The following is a 23,992-nucleotide window of genomic DNA, read 5'->3' as shown; positions in this document are numbered from 1 at the left end:
GGGCTCAGCCCTCCGCCGCTGCCGCCGATGCCTGGGCCTCGCCGCGCCGCCGGATCTGCCGGAAGGTGAACTCGGCCAGGTCGTCGCCGGTGCGGAACACCTCCGTGGCCTTCGTGGTCACGTCCTTGCCGTTGGTGAAACCGGCGATGGTGAAGTAGGCGTAGCGGCCGTAGGAGTTGGTGGTGGAGCGGCAGACCGCGCCTTCGCAGAAGGACTTGACCCCGCCGCCGGACAGGGACCGCACGATGCTCTTCTTGTCGGCCTGGCCCTTGGCCTTGGCCGCCTGTGCCTCGGTGTCGAAGACGGCCACGCCGACCGTCACGGCGACGTCGCCCTTGGTGTAGGTGACACGTATGAGACGGGTGCAGTCGCTCGCGGCGAGCACCTTCGGGAGCGTGCCCTGGGCCGCGGAGCCGCAGGTGCGCGTGTCGGCGGTCGGGCCCTTCTTGTAGACCGTCTCGCCCATGGTCAGCTGGGTGCCGGGGAAGAGGATGTCCGGGCCGAGCGGGGCCTTGTCCTTCTTGTTGCTGGCGACGAAGTCCTTCGGGTCCAGCGGCGGCGGGGCGCTGGTCGGGGCGAAGGACGGCACGGTGGCCGTCTCGCTGGGGATGTCCGCGGTCGAGGGCAGCTGGGAAGAGGGGCTGTCCGACGCCTCACTGGAACCGTTCGCCGAGACCACGGCCACGGCCACGGCGCCCGCGACCGCCACGGTGGCCAGCGCGCCGCCGCCGATGAACAGCAGCCGACGCCGCTTGTTACGGGCCTCGGACGCCTCGGCGAGGGCCGCCCAGTCCGGGGTCTGATCGCCGCCCCCGCTGTTCCAGGGCTGCTGGGAATTCGGTTTCCAGGGATCCCACTGCGACTGAGGTCCCCCCTGCCCAAAGCTCATGGGGCGCATCTTAGACGTGGCCGGTGGCGTGCTGGTGCGGGTCCTGGGGGACCGCAGCGCCTAGCGTTTCGTTCATGCAAACGGGCAAAAGCGGCATCTCCGGGTGGTTGGTGCGACCGGCGGGCCGGCATCTGTGGGCGGTGCTCGTGGTGGTGCTGGGGGCGTCGGCGCTGCGTACGGTGCGGGAGTCCCCGGACGGCGGGATGGACAACGCGATCGTCGTGCGCGCCGCCCGGACCTGGCTGTCCGGCGGCTCCCCGTACGACGATCCGCACTTCCTCTACTTCCCGAGCGCGGTCCTGGCCGCCGCCCCGCAGGCACTGCTGCCGCCGGACGTGCTGCGGGTGGCGGTGCCGTTCGCGGTGACGGCCATGCTGGTGCTGGGCTGGGCCTGCGCGCTGCGGCTGCACCGCGTACCGCTCGGCAGCCGCCTGGCCGCCCTGGGGCCGATCGGGCTCGCCGTGGGCTTCGCCCCGTTCGGGCACCTGGTGCTGCTCGGCAACTGGACGGTGACGGCGGCGGTGGCGCTGCCGCTGTGCCTGCTGCTGGCGAGCCGGGGCCGGTGGACGGCGGCGGGCGTCGTCATCGGCACGGCCGTGGCGCTCAAGCCGCTGCTCGTACCGGTCGTGCTGCTGTTCCTGTTCGCCGGGCGCCTGCGGGCGCTGCTGGCGGCCGTCCTGGTGCCGGCGTCCGCGTCCGCGGCCGTGGCGCTGCTGATGCCCGACCCGGCCGGCTTCTTCACCCGCACCCTGCCCTTCCTGCTCCACGGCGACGACGGCTTCGTACGGCTCTACGAGGCGTCGCCGGCGGCGGTGCTGCCGCGGGCGGGGCTGCCCGGGCCCCTCGCCGAGGGGATCGCGATGACGGCGGCCGCCGTCGGGGTGCTGTGCGCGAACCGCCGCTGGCGCCGCGCCGACCCCGGGCCGCTGCGGCTCGCGGAGTCCGGCGCGGGCCTGATGCTCTCGGCGTTCCTCGTCTCCCGGCCGTCGTACGACCACTATCTCCTCGTCGTGCTGCCGCTGTTGCTCGCCGGGCTGCCGTACGCCGGTTCGGTGGCCCGGGGGCCGTGGTTCTGGGTGGCTCTGGTCCCGCAGGTGCCGGGGCTGGCGCTGCCCTGGCTGGAGCCGGTGCGGCGGCGGGCCTTCAAGGACGCGTTCACGCTGTGTGTGCTGGCCGTGTCGGTGGCGCGGCAGGCGCGACCGTCGGGGGTCCGCGTCGAGTACGCTCGTGGAACGGGACGGATCCGGGAGCCCGCGAGGGCGCCCACGGCTCCGTTTTGACCCGGCTGTGCCAGCACAGGTATCCTGCACAGTCGTTATGTGTATTGGCTTGCTCATTCTCACGTGAGGGGCCCTTACACCGGTCCACCGGGCCGATGACCAGCGACCAGCACGCGGTTTGCGTCACCGCGGTGCGGTCAGGGCTGTCGTGATCGTCTTCGGTGACCTTGTCAGGACCATTCACTGAAGAAGCGAAGGCTACGAACCGTGCGTACGTACAGCCCCAAGCCCGGCGATGTCACCCGCCAGTGGCACGTCATCGATGCCCAGGACGTCGTCCTGGGCCGTCTGGCGTCGACCGCCGCCACCCTTCTGCGGGGCAAGCACAAGCCGATCTACGCGCCGCACGTCGACGCTGGTGACTTCGTCATCATCATCAACGCCGACAAGGTGCACCTCTCCGGCAACAAGCGGACCCAGAAGATGGCGTACCGCCACTCCGGCTACCCGGGCGGTCTGCGCTCCGTCCGCTACGACGAGCTGCTGGACAAGAACCCGGAGAAGGCCATCGAGAAGGCCGTCAAGGGCATGCTCCCGAAGAACTCCCTGGGCCGTCAGATGCTCTCGAAGCTGAAGGTCTACAAGGGTGACCAGCACCCGCACGGCGCGCAGCAGCCGCAGCCGTTCGAGATCACCCAGGTCGCGCAGTAAGTCCGGCCACCCCCTAAGACTGAAGAGAATCTGAGGAGAATCGTGGCCGAGACCACTGCCGAGCAGCCGCTCGAAGAGCTTGACATCGACAGCTACACCACCGAGTCCGAGGTGCCCGTCGAGGGCGAGTACACCTCGGAGTCCCTCGCCTCCCGCTTCGGCGAGCCGCAGCCGGCCGCCGGCCTGGGCCGCCGCAAGAACGCCATCGCCCGTGTCCGGATCGTTCCGGGCACCGGCAAGTGGAAGATCAACGGCCGCACCCTCGAGGACTACTTCCCGAACAAGGTGCACCAGCAGGAGGTCAACGAGCCCTTCAAGGTGCTCGAGCTGGAGGACCGTTACGACGTCATCGCCCGCATCGCGGGTGGCGGTGTCTCCGGTCAGGCCGGTGCGCTCCGTCTCGGTGTCGCCCGCGCCCTGAACGAGGCCGACGTCGACAACAACCGCGGCCCGCTGAAGAAGGCCGGCTTCCTGCGCCGCGACGACCGCGCGGTCGAGCGGAAGAAGGCCGGTCTGAAGAAGGCCCGCAAGGCTCCGCAGTACAGCAAGCGCTAAGCTTCGCCGGCTGTACTCCGAACGCCCCGGCGGCACGCCACTGTGCTGCCGGGGCGTTCGTTTATCCCCGCCGTTGGGCGTATAACGGCACAAGACGTTCAAAGGCTTGTGTGATCGGATTGCCGGGCATCGCAGAACACCGCATGCCTGTGACACGGAAGCCGTCTGCGTGGGCCGCACCGGCAGCGCTTCCGGAATTGACGTTTCCTCGGGAGGACAAGTGGGACGACTCTTCGGCACGGACGGCGTGCGCGGTGTCGCCAACGCGGATCTGACGGCCGAGCTGGCGCTGGGCCTCTCCGTCGCCGCGGCGCACGTACTGGCCGAGGCGGGCACGTTCGCCGGACACCGGCCGACCGCCGTGGTCGGACGGGACCCGCGTGCCTCCGGGGAGTTCCTGGAGGCCGCCGTGGTGGCCGGCCTCGCCAGCGCCGGCGTTGACGTGCTGCGGGTCGGCGTGCTGCCGACGCCCGCCGTGGCCCACCTCACCGGCGCGCTCGGCGCCGACCTCGGCGTGATGCTGTCCGCGAGCCACAACGCCATGCCCGACAACGGCATCAAGTTCTTCGCCCGCGGCGGCCACAAGCTCGCCGACGAGCTGGAGGACCGGATCGAGGCGGTCTACGCGGAGCACCGCACCGGCGCCCCCTGGGACCGTCCGACCGGCGCCGGCGTCGGCCGGGTGCGGGACTACGACGAGGGGCTCGACCAGTACGTCGCCCATCTCGTCGGCGTCCTCCCCAACCGGCTGGACGGGCTGAAGATCGTCCTCGACGAGGCGCACGGCGCGGCCCACCGGGTCTCCCCGGAGGCGTTCGCGCGGGCCGGGGCCGAGGTCGTCACCATCGGCGCGGTGCCGGACGGCCTCAACATCAACGACGGCTGCGGCTCCACCCACCTCGACCTGCTCAAGGCCGCCGTCGTCGAGCACGGCGCCCACCTGGGCATCGCGCACGACGGCGACGCCGACCGCTGCCTGGCCGTGGACCACACCGGCGAGGAGGTGGACGGCGACCAGATCCTGGCGGTGCTCGCGCTGGCGATGCGGGAGCGTTCCGCACTGCGCTCCGACACCGTCGTCGCGACGGTCATGTCCAACCTGGGCTTCAAGCTCGCCATGGAGCGCGAGGGCATCCACTTCGTGCAGACCGCGGTCGGCGACCGGTACGTCCTGGAGGAGATGAAGGACAAGGGCTACGCCCTCGGCGGCGAGCAGTCCGGCCACGTCATCATCCTCGACCACGCCACCACCGGCGACGGCACGCTCACCGGCCTGATGCTGGCCGCGCGGGTCGCGCAGACCGGCCGTACGCTCAAGGACCTCGCGTCGGTCATGGAGCGGCTGCCGCAGGTGCTGATCAACGTGCCCGACGTGGACAAGTCCCGGGTGACGACGTCTGCCGAGCTGGCGGCGGCCGTGACCGAGGCGGAGCGCGAGCTGGGCTCCACCGGGCGGGTGCTGCTGCGTCCTTCCGGGACCGAGCCGCTGGTGCGGGTGATGGTCGAGGCGGCGGACATCGAGCAGGCTCAGTCTGTTGCGGGGCGGCTGGCCGACGCCGTGAAATCCGCCTTGGGGTAGTTTTCGGCGCCGGGTTCGGGGCGGGGTTCTGTTTCGTCGCGGGCCGCGGGTTCGTGGTGGCTGGTCGCGCCCACGCGGCGGAGCCGCACGTCGGCAGGGCCCCGCGCCCCTCGGGGCATGCTCCCCGCCCTGCGTCGAGATGCCGACGCTCCGTCAGAGCCTCTCCGGTTTCGTCAGGCGTGCGCGCTGGGTCGCCCAGAGGACCTTCTGCACGAACAGCGTCAGCGTGCCGGCCAGGACGATGCCGAACAGGTTGAGCAGGAGCTGCTCCGCCGAGTGCCAGCCCTGGTGGGTGTCGCCGTAGACGAGGGCCACCGCCGCGTTCGCGGCGGCCGGCACGGTCGTCACGGAGATGGCGACGCCGACCAGGGCACCGGACTTGGCGGAGGTCAGCGAGAGCGTCCCCGCGGCCCCGGCGAGGACCGCCACGACGAACGAGAACCAGTCCGGGGCGTAGATGAACCCGGTGTTGGGCCGGTCCGCCTCCAGCTGTTCCTTGCTGAACAGGTCCACCGCGTCCATGAAGAGGCTGAAGCCCGCGGTCACCACCATCGCCACCGCGAATCCCACCAGCAGGGCGACCGCGGAGCGCAGGGCCAGGCGCGGCGCGCGCTGCACGATCGCCGTGCAGATGCCGGCCAGCGGTCCGAACTCCGGCCCGACCGCCATCGCGCCCACGATGAGGATCGCGTTGTCGAGCACCACACCGCAGGCCGCGATCATCGTGGCGAGCGTGATGAAGGCGACGTACGTGACCGACAGCGTCGACTCCTCGTGGGTCGCCTCCTCCAACTGCTCCCACAGCACCGCGTCCGCGGCCTCGCCCGGTGCCGCCTCCTCGGCCCGGTCGGCGTGCTCGGACAGCGACAGGTCGATGTTCTCGGCGGTGATGGCGCCGGAGCTGTCGATCTTCAACGCCCGCAGGCCGTTGATGAGTTCGTCGCCCGCCTCGCGGGCCACGTCGCACATGACGACGTCGCCCTCGGGATCACGGGCGGCGCCCGGCAGGACCACCAGGTGGGTGGTGCCGACCGTCCGGTCGATCAGGCGGACCACCTCGTCGGTCCGGTCGGCCGGGGTGATCAGGCGCAGATGCAGCATGACGCCTTTCTAACAGGCCGCCGGGGTCCGCATTCACAGCTTGCGCAGGCTCAGCCGCTGCACCTTGTGGTCCGGGCCCTTGCGCAGGATGAGGGTGGCGCGGCCCCGGGTGGGCGCCACGTTCTCCACCAGATTGGGCTTGTTGATGGTGCGCCAGGTGGTCCGGGCGTAGTCGAGGGCCTCTTCCTCCGACACCTGGGTGTACTTGCGGAAGTACGAGGACGGGTTCTGGAAGGCGGTCTCGCGCAGCTTGCGGAAGCGGCTGAGGTACCAGCGCTCGATGTCCTCGGTGCGGGCGTCGACGTAGACGCTGAAGTCGAAGTAGTCGGCGAGGCCGACCCTGGTGCGGCCGTCCTTGCCGGGCAGCGCGGGCTGGAGCACGTTCAGGCCCTCGACGATCAGGATGTCGGGGCGGCGGACGACCAGCTTCTCGCCGGGGACGATGTCGTAGATGAGGTGGGAGTAGACGGGGGCGGTCACCTCGCTCTTGCCGGCCTTGATGTCGGCGACGAACCGGGTGAGCGCACGGCGGTCGTACGACTCGGGGAAACCTTTCCGCGACATCAGGCCGCGGGCCTGGAGCTCCTCGGTGGGCAGCAGGAAGCCGTCGGTCGTGACCAGCTCGACGCGCGGGTGCTCGGGCCAGCGGGACAGCAGCGCCTGGAGGAGACGGGCGACGGTGGACTTGCCGACCGCCACCGAGCCGGCGACCCCTATGACGAAGGGGGTGCCCGACTGGGAGCCCTGTTCGCCGAGGAAGGTGTTCAGCGCGCCGCGCAGGCCGTCCGTGGCACCGACGTAGAGGTTGAGGAGCCGGGACAGCGGGAGGTAGATGTCCCGCACCTCGTCGAGGTCGATGACGTCGCCGAGGCCGCGCAGCTTCTCGACCTCCTCGGCGGTGAGCGGCAGCGGCGTCTTGTCGCGCAGCGCGCTCCACTCGGTACGGGTGAGGTCGACGTAGGGAGTCGCCTCCGGCCGGGACCGGTGGGCGCTCCGGGGCATCGAGGAGACCTGAGAGATCACAGTCCATTGTTAACGGAGTTTGAACGGGATGGCGGGTGGGCTGTGTCACGCCCGCCGTCGCCCTCCCGGAGAGATCACATCGGCGTCACGGTCGGATACCGGTGGGGTACTTCGGTGATCAACTGTGTGCGGCCTGTGCGTAATGTGCGCGCGAAGAGCCCGCGGAGCCCCTCCGCGGACCTGGCAGAAAGAGTCACCCACGTGAGATCGACCGCCGTCCGCCGCACCGCCCTCGCGGCCTCCGCCGCCGCCCTGGCGCTCCTCGTCACCGCCTGCGGCGGCTCCTCCGACGACGGCGACAAGGCCGGCGACGGCAAGGCCGAGGCCGGCAGCACCACTCAGGCCGTCGAGGCGCTGACCGCCGCCGAGCTGGAGAAGGCCGCCCTGGCCCAGTCGGACGTCAAGAACGGCAAGGTAACCGAGGCGGCCAAGACGGACGACATCGCCCAGGACCAGGTGAAGCCGGAGAAGGCCGAGTGCCGGCCGCTCGTCTTCGCGCAGACCGGCATCGCGGCCGGCGACCCCGCGGCGACGGTGAAGCGGTCCTGGACGGAGGGGCCGAAGAAGCCGGCCGGTGCCGACGTGTCCGAGGAGGCGCTCGACAGCGCGTTCGACCTGGACAAGGTGCTGGTGACGCTGGCCTCCTACGAGGACGGCGGTGCCGAGGCGGTCCTCAAGGACGTGAACGCCGCCATGAGCGCGTGCGCGGGCGGCTTCGCCTACACCGGGGCCGGTGTGAAGACGCAGATCGACAAGGTGGCCGCCGACAAGGCGCCCGCCGGTGCCGACGAGGCGGTCGCGATGACCATGACGGTGACCGGTGAGGAGGGTGACAAGTTCCCGGTCAAGGTCGCCGTGACCCGCAAGGGCTCCACCGTGGCGTCGTTCGCCGTGATCAATCTGTCCGCCGCCGCCACGGGCAAGGACTTCGCCTTCCCCATGGAGATCGCCGACGCCCAGCTGGCCAAGCTCGGCTGACCCGCGCAGCGGGCGAGATTCCCACCGGGGCGTTCGTACCCCGGTGGGAATTTCCGATTTCGGGCACGCGAGGGCAGGTTCGTGACTGAATCTGACCGTAGGCTGCCGGTCATGTGCGGAATCGTGGGATACGTGGGGTCGCAGTCGGCACTCGATGTCGTGATGACCGGACTGAAGCGGCTCGAGTACCGGGGATACGACTCGGCGGGCGTCGCCGTGCTCGCGGACGGCGGGCTCGCCTCCGCCAAGCGCGCCGGGAAGCTCGTCAACCTGGAGAAGGAACTGTCCGAGCGGCCACTGCCGGCCGCCACGACCGGCATCGGGCACACCCGGTGGGCCACGCACGGCGGACCCACCGACGCCAACGCCCACCCGCATCTCGACAACGCCGGCCGGGTGGCCGTCGTCCACAACGGCATCATCGAGAACTTCGCCGCGCTCAGGGCCGAACTGGCGGAGCGCGGCCACGAACTGACCTCCGAGACCGACACCGAGGTCGTCGCCCACCTGCTCGCCGAGGAGTTCTCCGCCTGCGCCGACCTGGCCGAGGCCATGCGGCTGGTGTGCCGGCGCCTGGAGGGCGCGTTCACCCTGGTCGCGGCACACGCGGACGAACCGGACGTGGTCGTCGGCGCGCGCCGCAACTCGCCGCTCGTGGTGGGTGTCGGCGAGGGGGAGTCCTTCCTCGCCTCGGACGTCGCCGCGTTCATCACCCACACCCGGGACGCCATCGAACTCGGCCAGGACCAGGTGGTGGAGCTGCGCCGGGACGGCGTGACGGTCACCGGCTTCGACGGCAGCCCGGCGGACGTCCGCACCTACCACGTCGACTGGGACGCGTCGGCCGCCGAGAAGGGCGGCTACGACTACTTCATGCTCAAGGAGATCGCCGAACAGCCCAAGGCGGTCGCCGACACCCTGCTGGGCCGCATCGACGGCTCCGGCTCCCTCACCCTGGACGAGGTGCGCATCAGCGCCGCCGAACTGCGCGAGATGGACAAGGTCGTCATCGTCGCGTGCGGTACGGCCTTCCACGCCGGGATGATCGCCAAGTACGCCATCGAGCACTGGACGCGGATCCCCTGCGAGGTGGAGCTGGCCAGCGAGTTCCGCTACCGCGACCCGATCCTCGACCAGCAGACCCTGGTCATCGCCATCTCCCAGTCCGGCGAGACCATGGACACCCTCATGGCCCTGCGCCATGCCCGCGAGCAGGGTTCCAAGGTGCTCGCCATCTGCAACACCAACGGCTCGACCATCCCGCGTGAGTCCGACGCGGTGCTCTACACACACGCCGGGCCGGAGGTCGCCGTCGCCTCCACCAAGGCGTTCCTGACCCAGCTGGTCGCCTGCTACCTGGTCGCCCTCTACCTGGGGCAGGTGCGCGGCACCAAGTGGGCCGACGAGATCCGCGACGTCATCCGCGACCTGTCGCAGATCGCCGGCGCGGTCGACCGGGTCCTGGAGACCATGCAGCCGGTGCGGGAACTGGCCCGCTCGCTCGCCCACAAGAACACCGTGCTGTTCCTGGGACGGCACGTCGGCTACCCGGTGGCGCTGGAAGGGGCCCTCAAGCTGAAGGAGCTGGCGTACATGCACGCCGAGGGCTTCGCGGCGGGCGAGCTGAAGCATGGGCCGATCGCGCTGATCGAGGAGGACCTGCCGGTCGTCGTGGTCGTCCCCTCGCCGCGCGGGCGTTCCGTGCTCCACGACAAGATCGTGTCCAACATCCAGGAGATCCGGGCCAGGGGCGCGCGGACCATCGTCATCGCCGAGGAGGGCGACGAGGCGGTCGTGCCGTACGCCGACCACCTCGTCCGCATCCCCGCCACGCCGACGCTGCTTCAGCCGCTCGTGGCCACGGTGCCGTTGCAGGTCTTCGCGTGCGAACTCGCCACGGCCCGGGGCAACGAGGTGGACCAGCCCCGCAACCTGGCCAAGTCGGTGACGGTGGAGTAGGTCACAGCAGCTCGGCGAGCGGCTCCACGGTCTCCCAGTGCCTCAGGTACTGGGTGGCCGCGTGCGGGTCCGTGTTGCGGTTCCTCACCAGCCGGGTGCGCTCCAGGACGGCGTCGTCGTCCGGGAACAGGGTGCGCAGCCGCAGGGTCGCGACGATGAAGTCGTCCCGGTCGGCGACGTTCACCCAGCGCTTGACGTGGGCAGGCGAGCGCAGCGGCTGCGGGCGCAGCCGGCGCCGGATGACGGACCGCAGGCCGAGCGGTGATCCGAAGGTCAGCAGCAGCGGCAGCGGCTGCTCCAGCCGGTGCAGGGCCTCGTATGCGACGACGGTTCCCAGCGAGTGCGCGACCACCGCTCTGGTGTCCGGGGTCACCCGGGACAGCACGGCCTCGATCGCGCCCTCGCGGACCGTCTCGTCCTCCAGATACGCCGCCACCTGCCCGAGGTGGAACACCCCGGTGCTGCTGAGCGCCGCGAAACCGGAGCGGGCGATCGGACCGAGCCGCCCGAGCATCGCGACGAACATCCGCAGCACCTCGGCCGGACCCTGTTCGGGGCCCACCTCGGCGTGCAGCTCGTCCAGGGCGCGGGTCGCCTCGTCGCGGGCCGCCGGGTCGGACGCGTGCTGCCGGATGTTGTCCGCGATGTCCTCGGCGACGTCCTCGCCGGCCGCCGCCACCGGCTCGGGCAGCGGCATGTCCCACTCGTTCCGCGGGGCGTAGCGGTCGTACAGGTGGCGGTAGTACGCCATGGCGACGGTGAGGGACCCGTCCTCCAGGCGGGCGGCCTGCCCCGGGTGGCCGTTGTCCCGCAGTGTGCGCGCCAGTGTGCGGACCCAGTTGCGGTGCAGTTCCTCCTCGGTCTCCCGCTGCGGACCGATGCCGTGCACCATGACCAGCTCAGCCATGAGTCTCCGTTCCCCCGAAGCGCCAACTGCGTCCGATGAAACCATGAGTCGGACACGGCTGTGCATCGATAATGCCCAAGTGGCTGATGAGCGTAGAGCGTTGGTGATCGCCTCCCACTGGGACGCCCGTGAGGAGAAGCCGGAGGACCGGCTGGAGCTGCTGGAACCGTGCGCCACGGAGTTGACCGAACTCCTGCTGGACCCGCTGCGCGGCGACTGCGAGCCGGCCCGCGGGGACGGCCTGGTCCTGAACCCGCGGACGGTGGCGGAGGTGACCGACGCCCTGACCGAGACGTTCGAGGAGGCATCCGCCGACGGGGCCTCCCTGGTGCTGGGCTTTCTCGGGCACGGTCACGTGGTGCGCGAGGGCGAGTTCCTCTTCCCCGTCCGCTCCACTCCGGCCGTGCCCGCCCCCGAGACGGCCTACGACCTCCCGGCCGGGCTGGGCGAACTGATGCTGCGGCACGGCGGCGTCCGGGAACTCACGGTCGTCGTCGACGCGTGCCTGTCGGGCTACGCGGCGCTCTTCGCGGCCCAGCACTGGTTCGGCTCGGCCCTGCACACCGGCAAGCGGATCGAGGTGCTGACGTCCTCGGACGGCCGGGTCTCCTACGGCCTGCAGTTCTCCCGCGCCCTGAACGGGCTGATCGGACAGGGCGACGTCCGGCTCGACACGGTCCTGTGCGCCGGGCCGGTACGACAGGCGGTGCGGGCCCGGCTGACGCGGCAGGTCCCGCAGGCCGCCTCGTACGACGGCGGCGGGGGTGCGCCCACCGGTCCGCTGGACACCTGGCTCGCCCACAACGTCGCCTACCAGGGCGAACTGAGCGTGTTGGCGGGATCCGCCGACCGCGACGTGCTCCTGCCGCCGCTGCGTCTGTTCCAGCCGCCCGCGGAGCTCGGGGAGCTGGTCGAGGCGGTGCGCGGCCACCGGCAGGTCGCCGTGCTCGGCACCATGGGCACAGGCAAGACGACACTCGCCGCCGCGCTGTGCCGCGCGGAGCTGCTCCCGCCGGAGGCGGCCGACCGTGTTCCGGCCGTCTGCGGCGTCATCCGGCTCGACAGCAGCCGGTGGACCTCCGGGTCGGTGTGGCCGCTGCTCGCCGACCAGCTGAAGAAGTTCCTGCCCGGCTTCGCCGCGGCGAAGAAGGCGTACAACTCCACGGTGCCGGAGGCCGAGCGGACGCTGCTGCCACAGGCGGTGGCCGAGATCGGCGGTCCCCTCGGGCGGCTGGAGCAGCGCGAGCCGGTGCGCGTGATCGTGGACGGCCTCGACCAGGTCGACACCGCCCACCGCCCCGAGCTGGTCCACGAGCTGACCGCGCTGGCCGATGCGGCGCCCGAGTGGTTCGGCGTGGTGGCGACCGCCCGGGACGGAGTACCGCTGCCCGACGCCTGGCACCGCGCGCCGGTGCCCGCGCCGGGGGAGGAGCAGCTGCGGGCGTATCTGCGGGCCAACCGCGCCACCGTGCGGACCCAGAACGCCATCCTCCGTCAGGCGGGCGGCAACTGGCAGGCCACCCGGGTGCTGGCGGGCAGCGGCCCGCTGGCGCGGACCGGCCGGGTGAGCTTCACCGACATGTACCGGGAAACGCTGCTCCAGCTGAAGGCGCGGGTGCCGGGCGGGCACGGCGGCCGGCTCGACGCCGTCCTGGTCGTGGCCGCGGCCTCCGGCCCGAGCCCCACCCTGCCCCGCCCGCTGCTCGGCCGGGCCGCCGCCGACCTGGGCGGTCCGGCGGACGACGAGTCGCTGGGGCAGGTGCTGGACCTGCTGCCGGGACTGGTGGTGCGCTCGCCGCACCCGGCCGGGACCGAACTGCTCGGCGTCCACCACCCCTCCCTGATCGAGTACGTCGCCGAGGAAGCGGATGTCGTGTCCGGCCACGCGGCGTTGTGCAGGGCGCTTGAGAAGATGGCACCCATGGACCGACACACGCCCGACGACCCCGTGCACGCCTACGCCGAACAGGCGGAACCCGAGCACCTGTGGCAGGCGGCCGAGCGCGAACCCGCCCTGTACGAGCGGCTGCTGGAGTGCCTGGAGCGGCGTGCGGCGCCCGAGGCCACGGTGAACCGGGCCCGGTGGGTCGCCTGGGCCGACCGGCTCGCGGAGCGCCCCGGCCCCGACTCCCCGGTGACGCTGAACGCGAGGGAGCGGGCCGCCTACTGGACGGGCAAGGCCGGCGCCTACGGGCGCAGCCGGGAGCTGTACCGGCTGCTGCTGGACGACCAGCGCCGGGTGCTCGGCGACGACGACCCGCGGGTGCTCCAGACCCGGTACCGCATCGCCTACGCGACCGGTGAGGCCGGTGAGTTCGCGGAGGCGGTGCGGCTGCACCGGGCCGTGCTCGACGACCAGGTCAGGGTCCTGGGCGCGGACGACCCGCGCACCCTGAAGAACCGTCACGACATCGCGTACTGGGTCGGCCGGGGCGGGGACATGGCCGAGGGTCTGCGACTGCACGAGGAACTGCTCCAGGACCAGCTGCGTGTGCTTCCGCCGACGGACCAGGCGGTGTTGGAGAGCCGCCACTACATCGCGTACTGGCACGGCATGCTGGGCCGGTACGACACGGCGCTGGCACTGCACGAGGACCTGCTGAGGGACCGGATCGCGGTGTTCGGGGAGGACCACGCACAGGTGCTCTTCAGCCGGTTCAACATCTACAAGTTCCTCGGCGAGTCCGGGCGTCGGCAGGAGGCCCTCGACGGTTACCGCGCCCTGCTGCCGGACGTGCGGCGGATCCGTGGCGAGGACCACCCCAACACCTTGCTGGCACGTCTGAACATCGCCCGGTACACCTGGGAACTGGGCGACCCGGGAAGCGCGCTCGGCCTGCACGAGGAGCTGCTGGAGGACCAGCGCAAGGCGCTCGGGGACACCCACCCCGCCGTGCTGATCACGCGCTTCAACATCGCCATGATCAGGGCCGAGCTCGGCGATCCGGACACTGCCCTCGCCGAGCTGGACGTCCTGCTGGAGGAACGGCTGGCCCGCTACGGCAATCCGCTCCACCCCGAGGTGATCAGGACCCGCTTCGGACAGGCCCGGGTGAGGGCGCGGCAGGGTGATGTCGAGGCCGCCGCGGAGCAGTTCCGCCAGGTCCGGGACGACCGCGCCCGGGTCCTGGGCGAGGACCACCCCGACACGCTGGCCGCCCAGGCGGAGCTGGACGGGCTGGTCGCCGGCTGAGCGGCGTCCGGGTGAACGTGCCGGTCCGCGCGTCACTTTAGGGTGACCGGCATGAGCATCATCGGGGTCGGCATCGACGTGGCCGAGATCGAGCGGTTCGAGGCGTCGCTGGAGCGGACGCCGGGCATGGCCAAGCGGCTGTTCCGGGAGAGCGAGTTGCTGCTGCCGAGCGGGGAGCGCCGGGGCGTGGCCTCGCTCGCCGCCCGGTTCGCGGCGAAGGAGGCGCTGGCCAAGGCGCTCGGCGCGCCGGCGGGGCTGCTCTGGACCGACGCCGAGGTGTACGTCGAGGACAGCGGGCGGCCGCGGCTGCGGGTGACGGGGACCGTGGCGGCGCGGGCGGCGGAGCTCGGGGTGACGTCGTGGCACGTGTCGTTGAGCCATGACGCCGGGGTGGCGTCCGCGGTGGTGATCGCGGAGGGCTGAGGCCGGCGCCGGCGTGAGCCGGGGGCCGGTGACGGGGCCGGCGGGTCCCGCGCGCGGGTCGGCGGGCTCAGCCGTCGGCCGGCCGGACCCGTACGTGCATGCGTTCGCCCTGGGCCCCGTACAGCGCTATCCACTCGACGGGACGGTCGCCCGCGTTGGCTACGCCGTGGGGGACGCGGGTGTCGAACTCGGCCGTCTCGCCCGCCGTCAGGACGAGGTCGCGGTCGCCCAGCGCGAGGAGCAGACGGCCGGACAGGACGTAGAGCCACTCGTGTCCCTCGTGCGATCCCTGCACGGGCCGCACCGTCCGGTCGGCCGCCGCCGGGGCGGGGAGGATCTGCTTGTACGCGTGCAGTCCGCCGCCCAGGTGCCGGGTGAGCGGGATCCAGGTCTGGCCGTCCCGGACCACGGGGCGCGGGTGGACACGGGGGTCGCCGGTGTGGGAGCCGACCAGTTCGTCCAGGGGGAGGCGGTAGGCCCTGGCCAGGGGCAGCAGGTGCCGCAGCGTCGGCTCACGCTGCCCCGACTCCAGCCGGGAGAGCGTGCTCACGGAGATCCCCGTGGCGCCGCTGAGCCGGGCCAGCGTGGTGCCGCGGGCCTGCCTGAGGGCGCGCAGCCGCGGCCCGAGCGCGGTCATGACGTCTGTCAGCTGGTCTTCCTCGGCCATGTCGTTCATTTGCCGGTGCCGCGAAAGGTCCTGTCAAGCCGACACCCGACCACGCCGGTCGTGACGTTCGCCGCGGACAGGGAAGACTCGACGGCATGCGGACTGCGTACAGCGTGGAGACGGTCAGAACGGCCGAACGGGAGTTGATGGCACGCCTGCCGGAGGGGGCGTTGATGCAACGGGCGGCGGCCGGGCTCGCCGCCGCCTGCGCGGAGGTGCTCGGCCGGGTGGCCGGCCGGGTGTACGGCAGCCGGGTCGTGCTGCTGGTCGGCAGCGGCGACAACGGCGGTGACGCCCTGTACGCCGGAGCGCGGCTGGCCCGGCGGGGCGCGGGCGTGACGGCGGTGCTGCTCACGCCCGAGCGGGCGCACTCCGGCGGGCTCGGGGCGCTGCGCCGGGCCGGCGGGAGCGTCGCGGCGGCCGGTGCCGGCGAGGGGCTGATCGAGCGGGCCGACCTGGTCGTCGACGGCATCGTCGGGATCGGCGGCAAGGGCGGGCTGCGGGCGGAGGCGGTGCCGCTCGCCGCCGCGGCCCGGCGGTCGCGCGCCGCCGTGGTCGCCGTGGACCTGCCGAGCGGGGTCGACGCCGACACGGGGGAGGTGCGCGGGGAGGCGGTCCGGGCCGATCTGACGGTGACGTTCGGGACCCACAAGCCGGGACTGCTGATCGACCCGGCGCGGGAGTACGCCGGGTCGGTGCGCCTGGTGGACATCGGGCTGTCGCTGCCCGACGACGCGGCCGAACTGGAGGCCCTGCAGCACGCGGACGTGGCCCGGCTGCTGCCCGTGCCCGGCGTCGAGAGCGACAAGTACCGGCGCGGGGTGGTAGGCGTCGCCGCCGGGTCGGCCCGCTACCCGGGCGCGGCCGTGCTCGCCGTGTCGGGGGCGCTGCGGGGCGGGGCCGGGGCCGTGCGGTACGTCGGTCCGGCCGGGGACGCGGTGATCGCCCGCTTCCCCGAGACGCTCGTGTCGGACCTGGGCCCGAAGCGGGCGGGGCGGGTGCAGGCGTGGGTCGTGGGGCCGGGGGCCGGCGACGACGCCGCGACCGTGGCGGAGGTGCTGGCGGCACAGGTGCCGGTGCTGATCGACGCGGACGGGTTGCGGCTGGCCGACGCCGGGGCGGTGCGGGCGCGGACGGCACCGACGCTGATGACCCCGCACGCCGGGGAGGCGGCGGCGCTGCTCGGGGTGAGCCGGGAGGAGGTCGAGGGGGCGCGGCTGGCCTCGGTGCGGGAGCTGGCGGGGCGGTACGGGGCGGCGGTGCTGCTGAAGGGGTCGACGACGCTGGTCGCCGGGCCGGGCGGCGGGCCCGTCCGGGTCAACGCGACGGGGACGTCGTGGCTGGCCACCGCCGGGAGCGGGGATGTGCTGTCGGGGCTCGTGGGGTCGTTGCTGGCGGCGGGGCTCTCGGTGGTGGACGCGGGGAGTGCGGGGGCGTACGTGCACGGGCTCGCGGGGCGGTTCGCGGCGGAGGGGGCGCCGGTGGGGGCGCATGACGTGGCCGACGCGGTTCCCGGAGCGTGGCGGGACGTGAGGGGGGTGGGGTGAGCGGGCGTTCGGTGTTGCTGTGGGCGGGAGGGTGCGCGGCCCGACGTCGCGGGGTGCCGCGGCAGCGGCCTCGCGGCTGCGGGCGTTCGGCGAGCGGGCGTTCGGCGTTGCTGTGGGCGGGGAGGTGCGCGGCCCGGCGTCGTGGGGTGCCGCTGCGCTCACCGTGCCGCTCCGGCGGCAGGGCTGCCCGCAGCTGCGGCAGTGGTCGTCTCGCCCGTGGCGCCCCAGTGGCAGGGCTGCGCGCGGCCGGGGCGTTGCCCCGGGGGTCCCGGGTGGCGGTGTCGGGTTTCGGGGCTCTGAGAGACTGGGGCCACGATGAGTGAGACAGCTGCCCAGTGGGCCGCCACCCGGCGGGCCCGCGCCGAGATCGACCTGGTCGCCCTGGGGGCCAACGTGCGCGCGCTGCGCGAGCGGGCTCCCGGCGCTGCCCTCATGGCCGTGGTGAAGTCCGATGCCTACGGCCACGGCGCGATCCCGTGCGCCCGCGCGGCCGTCGCGGCCGGCGCGACCTGGCTGGGCACCGCCACGCCGCAGGAGGCCCTTGCGCTGCGCGCGGCGGGGCTGCCGGACGACGTGCGGATCATGTGCTGGCTGTGGACGCCGGGCGGGCCCTGGCGGGAGGCGATCGAGGCGGATCTCGACGTGTCCGTCAGCGCCATGTGGGCCCTGAAGGAGGTCGGCGAGGCGGCACGGCGCACCGGCCGCCCCGCCCGCGTGCAGCTCAAGGCCGACACCGGGCTCGGGCGGAACGGCTGCCAGCCGGGCGAGGACTGGGCCGAACTCGTCCGCGAGGCCCTGCGCGCGGAGCGCGAGGGGCTCCTGCGCGTCACCGGGCTCTGGTCCCACTTCGCCTGCGCCGACGAGCCCGGCCACCCCTCCATCGCCGTCCAGCTCGCCCGCTTCCGGGAGATGACCGAGTACGCCGAGCAGCAGGGCGTCCGCCCCGACGTGCGGCACATCGCCAACTCGCCGGCCACGCTCACGCTCCCCGAGGCCCACTTCGACCTCGTACGGTGCGGAATCGCCGTGTACGGCGTCTCGCCCAGCCCCGAGGTCGGCACCCCCGCCGACTTCGGGCTGCGCCCGGTGATGACGCTGTCCGCCTCCCTGGCCCTGGTCAAGCAGGTCCCCGGCGGACACGGCGTCAGCTACGGGCACCACTACACCACGCCCGGCGCCACCACCCTCGGCCTCGTCCCCCTCGGCTACGCGGACGGCATCCCCCGCCACGCCTCCTCCACCGGCCCGGTCCTGGTCGACGGCAAGTGGCGGACGGTCGCGGGGCGGGTGGCGATGGACCAGTTCGTCGTCGACCTCGGCGGGGACCGGCCCGAACCGGGCGCCCGGGCGGTGCTGTTCGGGCCCGGCGACCGGGGCGAGCCCACCGCCGAGGACTGGGCGCAGGCCGCGGGCACCATCGCGTACGAGATCGTCACCCGGATCGGGACGCGCGTTCCCCGCGTCTATGTGAACGAGTGACGGGTCCGCATGCGTCCTTGTCCATGACGGACGCGGTCAGCTGAACCAGAAACCCCAAGGGAGCGGTAGGTGAGCGAGAGCAGCGCGGAGGTCGTCGCCGCGGCCGCCGGAGGGTGGCGCCGGACGACCGGCCTCGCGGGCATCGCGATAGGCGTGCTCGCGGCGGGAGCCGCGACCGGCGTGGCGATAGAGCGGCTGACCGTCGGCCGCGACATGCGCCGCAAGGCGCGGCTCGCCCTCGACTCGGCGGGACCGTACGGCGCGCTGCGCGGCACCCCGGGCAAGGCGTACGCCGATGACGGCACCGAGCTGTACTACGAGGTGGACGACGTCGATCCCGAGGCCGAGTCCGCGCGCCCCCGGCGCCGCCGGCTCTTCGGCCGCAAGGCCCCGGCCCCCGTGACGGTCGTCTTCAGCCACGGCTACTGCCTCAACCAGGACTCCTGGCACTTCCAGCGCGCGGCGCTCCGCGGTGTCGTACGGACCGTGCACTGGGACCAGCGCAGCCACGGCCGGTCCGGGCGCGGCGTGTCCCAGGTGCGTGACGGAGCGCCGATCACCATCGACGAGCTGGGCCGTGACCTCAAGGCCGTCATCGACGCGGCCGTGCCCGAGGGGCCGATCGTGCTGGTCGGACACTCCATGGGCGGCATGACCGTGATGGCCCTGGCCGACCAGTTCCCCGAGCTGGTCCGCGAGCGCGTGGTCGCCGTGGCCCTCGTCGGCACGTCGTCCGGGAGGCTCGGCGAGGTCAACTTCGGACTCCCCGTCGCCGGCGTCAACGCGGTGCGGCGCGTACTCCCCGGAGTGCTGAAGGCGCTCGGGCAGCAGGCCGCACTGGTGGAGAAGGGACGGCGGGCGACCGCGGACCTGTTCGCCGGGATCATCAAGCGGTACTCGTTCGCGTCCCGGGACATCGATCCGGCCGTGGCCCGGTTCGCCGAGCGGATGATCGAGTCGACGCCCATCGACGTGGTCGCCGAGTACTACCCGGCCTTCAACGACCACGACAAGACCGAGGCCCTCGCCCGCTTCGCGGAGCTGCCGGTGCTCGTGCTGGCCGGGGTGCAGGACCTGGTCACGCCGAGCGAGCACAGCGAGGCGATCGCCGACTTCTTGCCGGGTGCCGAGTTGGTACTGGTACCGGATGCCGGGCACCTGGTCATGCTGGAGCACCCGACAGTCGTCACCGACCGCCTCGCTGATCTGCTCGCCCGTGTGGGGGCGATGCCGTCCACTTGCTCCACTACCGTGGATGGCTGTGACTCCGCCTCTTCCTGACGGAAGCGGCTTCCAGCCTTCCGGCTGCGGTCCAGCCCGGACCGGTCCCTTGCAGGGCGTGATCAATGTACTACTGCGAGTGAGTGACGATGGAAGAAACCTCAAAGACGCAGGTCCCGGCTGAGCCCACCCCCGACGTCGAGATCACCGTCACCTCCCCCGAGCAGATGCGGGAACTGGGCCGCAGGCTGGCCAAGCTGTTGCGGGCCGGCGACCTGGTGATGCTCAGCGGGGAGCTGGGCGCGGGCAAGACGACGCTTACCCGGGGGCTCGGCGAGGGCCTCGGCGTGCGGGGTGCCGTCACCTCGCCCACCTTCGTGATCGCCCGCGTGCATCCCTCGCTCGGCGACGGCCCGCCGCTGGTGCACGTCGACGCCTACCGGCTCTCCGGCGGCCTGGACGAGATGGAGGACCTCGACCTGGACGTCTCGCTGCCCGATTCCGTGGTCGTCGTGGAGTGGGGCGAGGGCAAGGTCGAGGAGCTGACCGACGACCGGCTCCAGGTGGTGATCCACCGTGCCGTGGGCGACACCACCGACGAGGTGCGGCACGTGACGCTGACCGGGATCGGCGAGCGCTGGGCCGCGGTCGACCTGAGCGTGCTCGCCGCCTGAGCCGACGCGGCGGGCCGACGGCCCGAACGCCCCGCTCCTACCGCCCCGATCCGGGTCGCGCACCGGACGACATTCCGACAGGCCGTCGGCAAGATGTTGCGTTCGGTGCCCCGCGCGTGGTCACATGGTATCCAGCTCGTAGTTAGGCATGCCTAACTACGCTCCGCCCCCGACCTTCAGGAGGCGTCCATGCCGGAGACCGAGGCCCAGCCGCAGCAGCCGCACGCCGCCGCCGGGGTGTCCATGCACGATCTGCTCGCGGCCTGCGCCGCGGCCAGGGTGATCTCGACGCCGCCGCGTGCGCCGGAACCGCAGGCGCACCCGGTGGCCGAGAACCACCGCGAGGCCGCCTGACCCCGCCGGACCGGGTCCGGCCTCAGCGGATGACGACGACCGGCAGACCGGTCGTGGCGAACCGCCACATCGCGTCGCCGTCCGCGCGGGTCTCCCGGATGCCGCCGGTGCGCACGTTCGGGTCGGGCTTCGCCGGCGAACCGTTCACGGCCGCGCTGAATCCGACGACCACACCGTCGACGTCGGTGAAGCGCACGACGTGCTCGACCGGGACGCCGTCGGATCCGGTGATCCTCTTGGACCGGGAGGTGACCGTGTAGGTGCCCGGGGGCGGGTCGACCGTGCTCGGGGCGACCCGGAACGTGCGCTGCACCCTGTTGTCCGGGCCGACCAGCCACACCCGGTCGTCGTCCACCGAGTACACCACCCGTTCACCCGATCCGGAGTTGCCGGGCAGAGCGGCGGGGTTCCGCTTGTCGCGGGGCGCCTTGGGTGCGTCGGCGGCCGTGCCGCCCGCCTGGCGCCTGGCCAGTTCGGCCGGGAGGGTCGCCGAGGACTGGTGGGCGAGGAAGCCGATCGTCACCAGGGCCGCCGCGGTGAGCGCGGCCACGACTCCGGCGCTGCTGCTTGCCACGGGCGACCACCTCGTCGTCGTACGTCGTGCTCCGTGGCGACGGTAATGCAGGTGACCGCCCGACCGAGGCGTCCGACACGGCCCCCGGAGCGCCGTAGGCTGTTTGCGTGCTCTTGCTCGCTCTGGATACCGCCACGCCCGCCGTCACCGTCGCGCTGCACGACGGTACGGACGTCATCGCCTCGTCGAGCCAGGTGGACGCACGCCGGCACGGTGAGCTGCTGCTGCCCGCCGTCGACCACGTGCTCACCGAGGCCGGTCTCCGGCTCGACGCCGTCACCGGCATCGTCGCCGGCATCGGCCCCGGCCCCTACACGGGCCTGCGCGTCGGACTGATGACCGCCGACACCTTCGGGCTCGCGCTCGGCGTGCCCGTGCACGGTGTGTGCACGCTGGACGGACTGGCGTACGCCTCCGACCTCGAGGGCCCCTTCGTGGTGGCGACCGACGCCCGCCGCAAGGAGGTCTACTGGGCGCGGTACGCCGACTCGCGCACCCGCGTCACCGACCCGGCCGTCGACCGGCCCGCCGACATCGCAGGCCAGGTCGAGGGCCTGCCGGCCGTGGGCGCGGGCGCACTGCTGTACCCGGACACCTTCCCGAAGGCGCACGAGCCCGAGCACGTCTCCGCCGCCGCCCTGGCGTGTCTGGCCGCCGAGAGGCTGGCCGCGGGCGAGGAACTGCCCGCGCCCCGCCCGCTGTACCTGCGCCGGCCCGATGCCCAGGTCCCCAAGAACTACAAGGTGGTCACACCCAAGTGAGCGGGCCAGTGACTGCCGTGCTGCGCGAGATGCGCTGGTGGGACATCGACCCCGTGCTCGCACTGGAACGGGAGCTGTTCCCGGAGGACGCCTGGTCGCGCGGGATGTTCTGGTCCGAGCTGGCCCACTCGCGCGGACCCGAGGCGACCCGCCGGTACCTCGTGGCCGAGGACGGCGGCCGGATCGTCGGCTACGCCGGACTGGTGGCCTCCGGGGACCAGGCCGACGTCCAGACCATCGCCGTCGCCCGCGACCACTGGGGCACCGGACTCGGCGGGCGCCTGCTGGCCGAGCTGCTGCGGGCGGCGACCGCCTTCGAGTGCGCCGAAGTGCTGCTGGAGTGCCGGGTGGACAACGTCCGCGCGCGGAAGCTCTACGAGCGCTTCGGCTTCGAGCCCATCGGCTTCCGGCGCGGCTACTACCAGCCGGGCAACGTGGATGCCCTGGTGATGCGCCTGACCACAGCGCCCGACAGCGGCTCCGCCGCGGGCGCCGACTCCGTACAAGGAACCGACAACCATGGCTGACGAACCCCTGGTCCTGGGGATCGAGACCTCCTGCGACGAGACCGGCGTCGGCGTCGTCCGCGGCACCACCCTGCTGGCCGACGCCGTCGCCTCCAGCGTCGACGAGCACGCCCGCTTCGGCGGCGTCGTCCCGGAGGTGGCGAGCCGCGCCCACCTGGAGGCGATGGTCCCCACCATCGACCGCGCCCTGAAGGAAGCCGGGGTCACCGCCCGCGACCTCGACGGCATCGCCGTCACCGCCGGACCCGGCCTCGCCGGTGCCCTGCTGGTCGGCGTCTCGGCGGCGAAGGCGTACGCCTACGCGCTGGGCAAGCCCCTGTACGGCGTCAACCACCTCGCCTCGCACATCTGCGTCGACCAGCTGGAGCACGGCCCGCTGCCCGAGCCGACGATGGCGCTGCTGGTCTCCGGCGGGCACTCCTCGCTGCTGCTGTCCACGGACATCACCTCCGACGTCCGCCCGATGGGCGCCACCATCGACGACGCGGCCGGCGAGGCCTTCGACAAGATCGCCCGCGTGCTGAACCTCGGCTTCCCCGGCGGCCCGGTCATCGACCGGTACGCGCGCGAGGGCGACCCGGAGGCGATCGCGTTCCCGCGCGGGCTGACCGGGCCGCGCGACCCGGCGTACGACTTCTCCTTCTCCGGGCTGAAGACGGCCGTGGCCCGCTGGATCGAGGCCAAGCGGGCGGCGGGGGAGGAGGTGCCGGTGCGTGACGTGGCGGCCTCCTTCCAGGAGGCGGTCGTGGACGTGCTGACCCGCAAGGCGGTGCGTGCCTGCAAGGACCAGGGCGTCGACCACCTGATGATCGGCGGCGGGGTGGCCGCCAACTCCCGGCTGCGGGCGCTGGCCCAGGACCGCTGCGAGGCGGCCGGGATCCGGCTGCGGGTGCCGCGGCCCAAGCTGTGCACGGACAACGGGGCGATGGTGGCCGCGCTGGGCGCCGAGATGGTGGCCCGAAACCGGTCCGCCTCGGACTGGGACCTGTCGGCGGACTCGTCGCTGCCGGTGACGGACCCGCACGTGCCGGGGCACTCGCACGACCACGACCACGTGCACGAGGTCAGCAAGGAGAACCTGTACTCGTGACCGTCGCGCTGATGTGGGAGGCGCGGGCCGTGTCCGGCCGGGGCGAGGAACTGCTGGCCTGGGCACGGCGGCAGGAACTGCCCGCCCGGCCGCTGCGCCGGGAGACCTTCCGCGCCCCGCAGGACCGGGTCCTCGTCATCACCTGGTGGGACGCCGCCTACGACGCCGAGCTGCCCGAACTGCCCGAGCCGGACGGGAACCTGATCACACGGGCGGTGCATCGGTGGAGGTTCGAGTCGCTCGGTGACTGATCCGGTACGGAATGCACCGGTCGGCCGACGTCGTCCTCGACCACACCGACCGGCTGATCCTGTGCTGCGGCACCGCGGAGTGGTTCCTGGAGGCGGCCGTGCGCACCCTCGCCGTCCTCCGGGGTGCCGCCGGCCGGGAGGAACTGGTGCGTCGGGCCTCGTCGTCGCCACCGACCTCGACGGACCCTCGGGACGGGGGCTGCCGGAGACGTTCGCCCGGCGGCTGCGCGTCGAGCCCGAGCAGGTGGTGCACGTGCCCTTCGACGCGGCCCTGCAGTCCCCCGACCGGTGGCTGCACCGGCTGCGCCC

23 protein-coding genes are annotated in these 23,992 nt (G+C 72.7%); 17 read left to right on the top strand and 6 right to left on the bottom strand.

Annotated features, from left to right (window positions below; translation table 11 throughout):
• Positions 1-4: 4 nt before the first annotated feature.
• Positions 5-889: a hypothetical protein gene (locus IE260_RS19550; RefSeq protein WP_189873615.1), complete on the bottom strand. Its 885-nt coding sequence runs from the start codon at positions 887-889 to the stop codon at positions 5-7.
• 74 nt (positions 890-963) lie between these two features.
• Between IE260_RS19550 and IE260_RS19545 the strand changes: the two genes are divergently transcribed.
• The 4 genes from IE260_RS19545 to glmM all read left to right on the top strand — a co-directional run bounded on the left by IE260_RS19545 (position 964) and on the right by glmM (position 4,954).
• Positions 964-2,169 carry a glycosyltransferase family 87 protein gene (locus tag IE260_RS19545; protein WP_189873613.1) on the top strand — a complete coding sequence of 402 codons (1,206 nt, stop codon included), beginning with the start codon at positions 964-966 and terminating at the stop codon, positions 2,167-2,169.
• Positions 2,170-2,376: 207 nt separating this feature from the next.
• Entirely contained in the window at positions 2,377-2,820 is a 444-nt protein-coding gene (rplM, locus tag IE260_RS19540) for a 50S ribosomal protein L13 (RefSeq protein ID WP_166001549.1), read from the top strand.
• 42 nt (positions 2,821-2,862) lie between these two features.
• Positions 2,863-3,375: a 30S ribosomal protein S9 gene (gene rpsI / locus IE260_RS19535; protein ID WP_004984481.1), complete on the top strand. Its 513-nt coding sequence runs from the start codon at positions 2,863-2,865 to the stop codon at positions 3,373-3,375.
• A gap of 220 nt (positions 3,376-3,595) precedes the next feature.
• A complete protein-coding gene (glmM, locus tag IE260_RS19530) occupies positions 3,596-4,954 on the top strand; it encodes a phosphoglucosamine mutase (RefSeq protein ID WP_189873612.1) in 1,359 nt (452 codons plus the stop codon).
• A 153-nt stretch (positions 4,955-5,107) separates the two neighbouring features.
• On the opposite strand, the gene IE260_RS19525 is transcribed toward glmM, so the two are convergent.
• On the bottom strand, positions 5,108-6,055 hold the full coding sequence (locus tag IE260_RS19525; RefSeq protein ID WP_189873611.1) for a DUF389 domain-containing protein: 948 nt from the start codon (positions 6,053-6,055) through the stop codon (positions 5,108-5,110).
• Between the two features lie 33 nt (positions 6,056-6,088).
• Entirely contained in the window at positions 6,089-7,057 is a 969-nt protein-coding gene (gene coaA / locus IE260_RS19520; protein ID WP_189873690.1) for a type I pantothenate kinase, read from the bottom strand.
• Positions 7,058-7,279: 222 nt separating this feature from the next.
• Here coaA and IE260_RS19515 point away from each other — a divergent pair, with 222 nt between their 5' ends.
• Both IE260_RS19515 and glmS read left to right on the top strand, forming a co-directional pair.
• Positions 7,280-8,056 (top strand): hypothetical protein, encoded by a 777-nt coding sequence (locus IE260_RS19515; RefSeq protein WP_189873609.1) that lies wholly within the window; start codon positions 7,280-7,282, stop codon positions 8,054-8,056.
• 111 nt (positions 8,057-8,167) lie between these two features.
• Positions 8,168-10,015: a glutamine--fructose-6-phosphate transaminase (isomerizing) gene (gene glmS, locus IE260_RS19510; RefSeq protein WP_189873607.1), complete on the top strand. Its 1,848-nt coding sequence runs from the start codon at positions 8,168-8,170 to the stop codon at positions 10,013-10,015.
• A 1-nt stretch (position 10,016) separates the two neighbouring features.
• Here glmS and IE260_RS19505 read toward each other — a convergent pair whose 3' ends face one another.
• Positions 10,017-10,922, bottom strand: a complete 906-nt coding sequence (locus IE260_RS19505) for a hypothetical protein (protein WP_189873605.1) — start codon at positions 10,920-10,922, stop codon at positions 10,017-10,019.
• A 79-nt stretch (positions 10,923-11,001) separates the two neighbouring features.
• On the opposite strand from IE260_RS19505, the gene IE260_RS19500 reads away from it, so the two are divergent.
• Positions 11,002-14,115, top strand: coding sequence for a tetratricopeptide repeat protein (locus tag IE260_RS19500; RefSeq protein WP_189873603.1), 3,114 nt, complete (start codon positions 11,002-11,004; stop codon positions 14,113-14,115).
• 51 nt (positions 14,116-14,166) lie between these two features.
• On the top strand, positions 14,167-14,538 hold the full coding sequence (locus IE260_RS19495; protein WP_189873601.1) for a holo-ACP synthase: 372 nt from the start codon (positions 14,167-14,169) through the stop codon (positions 14,536-14,538).
• A 67-nt stretch (positions 14,539-14,605) separates the two neighbouring features.
• On the opposite strand, the gene IE260_RS19490 is transcribed toward IE260_RS19495, so the two are convergent.
• On the bottom strand, positions 14,606-15,205 hold the full coding sequence (locus tag IE260_RS19490) for a helix-turn-helix domain-containing protein (protein ID WP_189873599.1): 600 nt from the start codon (positions 15,203-15,205) through the stop codon (positions 14,606-14,608).
• 95 nt (positions 15,206-15,300) lie between these two features.
• Here IE260_RS19490 and IE260_RS19485 point away from each other — a divergent pair, with 95 nt between their 5' ends.
• The 5 genes from IE260_RS19485 to IE260_RS19465 all read left to right on the top strand — a co-directional run bounded on the left by IE260_RS19485 (position 15,301) and on the right by IE260_RS19465 (position 20,480).
• Complete coding sequence (locus IE260_RS19485) at positions 15,301-16,752, top strand: NAD(P)H-hydrate dehydratase (RefSeq protein ID WP_189873597.1); 1,452 nt, start codon at positions 15,301-15,303, stop codon at positions 16,750-16,752.
• Positions 16,753-17,067: 315 nt separating this feature from the next.
• Positions 17,068-18,231, top strand: a complete 1,164-nt coding sequence (alr, locus tag IE260_RS19480; protein ID WP_189873595.1) for an alanine racemase — start codon at positions 17,068-17,070, stop codon at positions 18,229-18,231.
• Positions 18,232-18,300: 69 nt separating this feature from the next.
• On the top strand, positions 18,301-19,512 hold the full coding sequence (locus IE260_RS19475) for an alpha/beta fold hydrolase (RefSeq protein ID WP_189873593.1): 1,212 nt from the start codon (positions 18,301-18,303) through the stop codon (positions 19,510-19,512).
• 89 nt (positions 19,513-19,601) lie between these two features.
• Positions 19,602-20,126 (top strand): tRNA (adenosine(37)-N6)-threonylcarbamoyltransferase complex ATPase subunit type 1 TsaE, encoded by a 525-nt coding sequence (gene tsaE, locus IE260_RS19470; RefSeq protein ID WP_189873591.1) that lies wholly within the window; start codon positions 19,602-19,604, stop codon positions 20,124-20,126.
• Positions 20,127-20,315: 189 nt separating this feature from the next.
• Positions 20,316-20,480: a hypothetical protein gene (locus tag IE260_RS19465; RefSeq protein WP_189873589.1), complete on the top strand. Its 165-nt coding sequence runs from the start codon at positions 20,316-20,318 to the stop codon at positions 20,478-20,480.
• Positions 20,481-20,502: 22 nt separating this feature from the next.
• On the opposite strand, the gene IE260_RS19460 is transcribed toward IE260_RS19465, so the two are convergent.
• Positions 20,503-21,054, bottom strand: coding sequence for a hypothetical protein (locus tag IE260_RS19460; protein ID WP_189873587.1), 552 nt, complete (start codon positions 21,052-21,054; stop codon positions 20,503-20,505).
• Positions 21,055-21,161: 107 nt separating this feature from the next.
• Here IE260_RS19460 and tsaB point away from each other — a divergent pair, with 107 nt between their 5' ends.
• The 4 genes from tsaB to IE260_RS19440 are packed head-to-tail and all read left to right on the top strand — an operon-like array spanning position 21,162 to position 23,683.
• On the top strand, positions 21,162-21,815 hold the full coding sequence (gene tsaB, locus IE260_RS19455; RefSeq protein WP_189873585.1) for a tRNA (adenosine(37)-N6)-threonylcarbamoyltransferase complex dimerization subunit type 1 TsaB: 654 nt from the start codon (positions 21,162-21,164) through the stop codon (positions 21,813-21,815).
• 29 nt (positions 21,816-21,844) lie between these two features.
• A complete protein-coding gene (rimI, locus tag IE260_RS19450; protein ID WP_189873688.1) occupies positions 21,845-22,342 on the top strand; it encodes a ribosomal protein S18-alanine N-acetyltransferase in 498 nt (165 codons plus the stop codon).
• Positions 22,335-23,432 (top strand): tRNA (adenosine(37)-N6)-threonylcarbamoyltransferase complex transferase subunit TsaD, encoded by a 1,098-nt coding sequence (gene tsaD, locus IE260_RS19445; protein WP_189873583.1) that lies wholly within the window; start codon positions 22,335-22,337, stop codon positions 23,430-23,432. Before rimI ends, tsaD begins: the two co-directional genes overlap by 8 nt.
• Positions 23,429-23,683, top strand: coding sequence for a hypothetical protein (locus IE260_RS19440; protein ID WP_189873581.1), 255 nt, complete (start codon positions 23,429-23,431; stop codon positions 23,681-23,683). The genes tsaD and IE260_RS19440 overlap by 4 nt, the downstream gene beginning before the upstream one ends.
• Positions 23,684-23,992: the final 309 nt, after the last annotated feature.

Origin of the sequence: Streptomyces viridiviolaceus, assembly GCF_014650995.1 — a bacterium.
Lineage (GTDB): Bacteria > Actinomycetota > Actinomycetes > Streptomycetales > Streptomycetaceae > Streptomyces > Streptomyces viridiviolaceus.
This window is presented reverse-complemented; position numbering and strand designations above follow the sequence as displayed.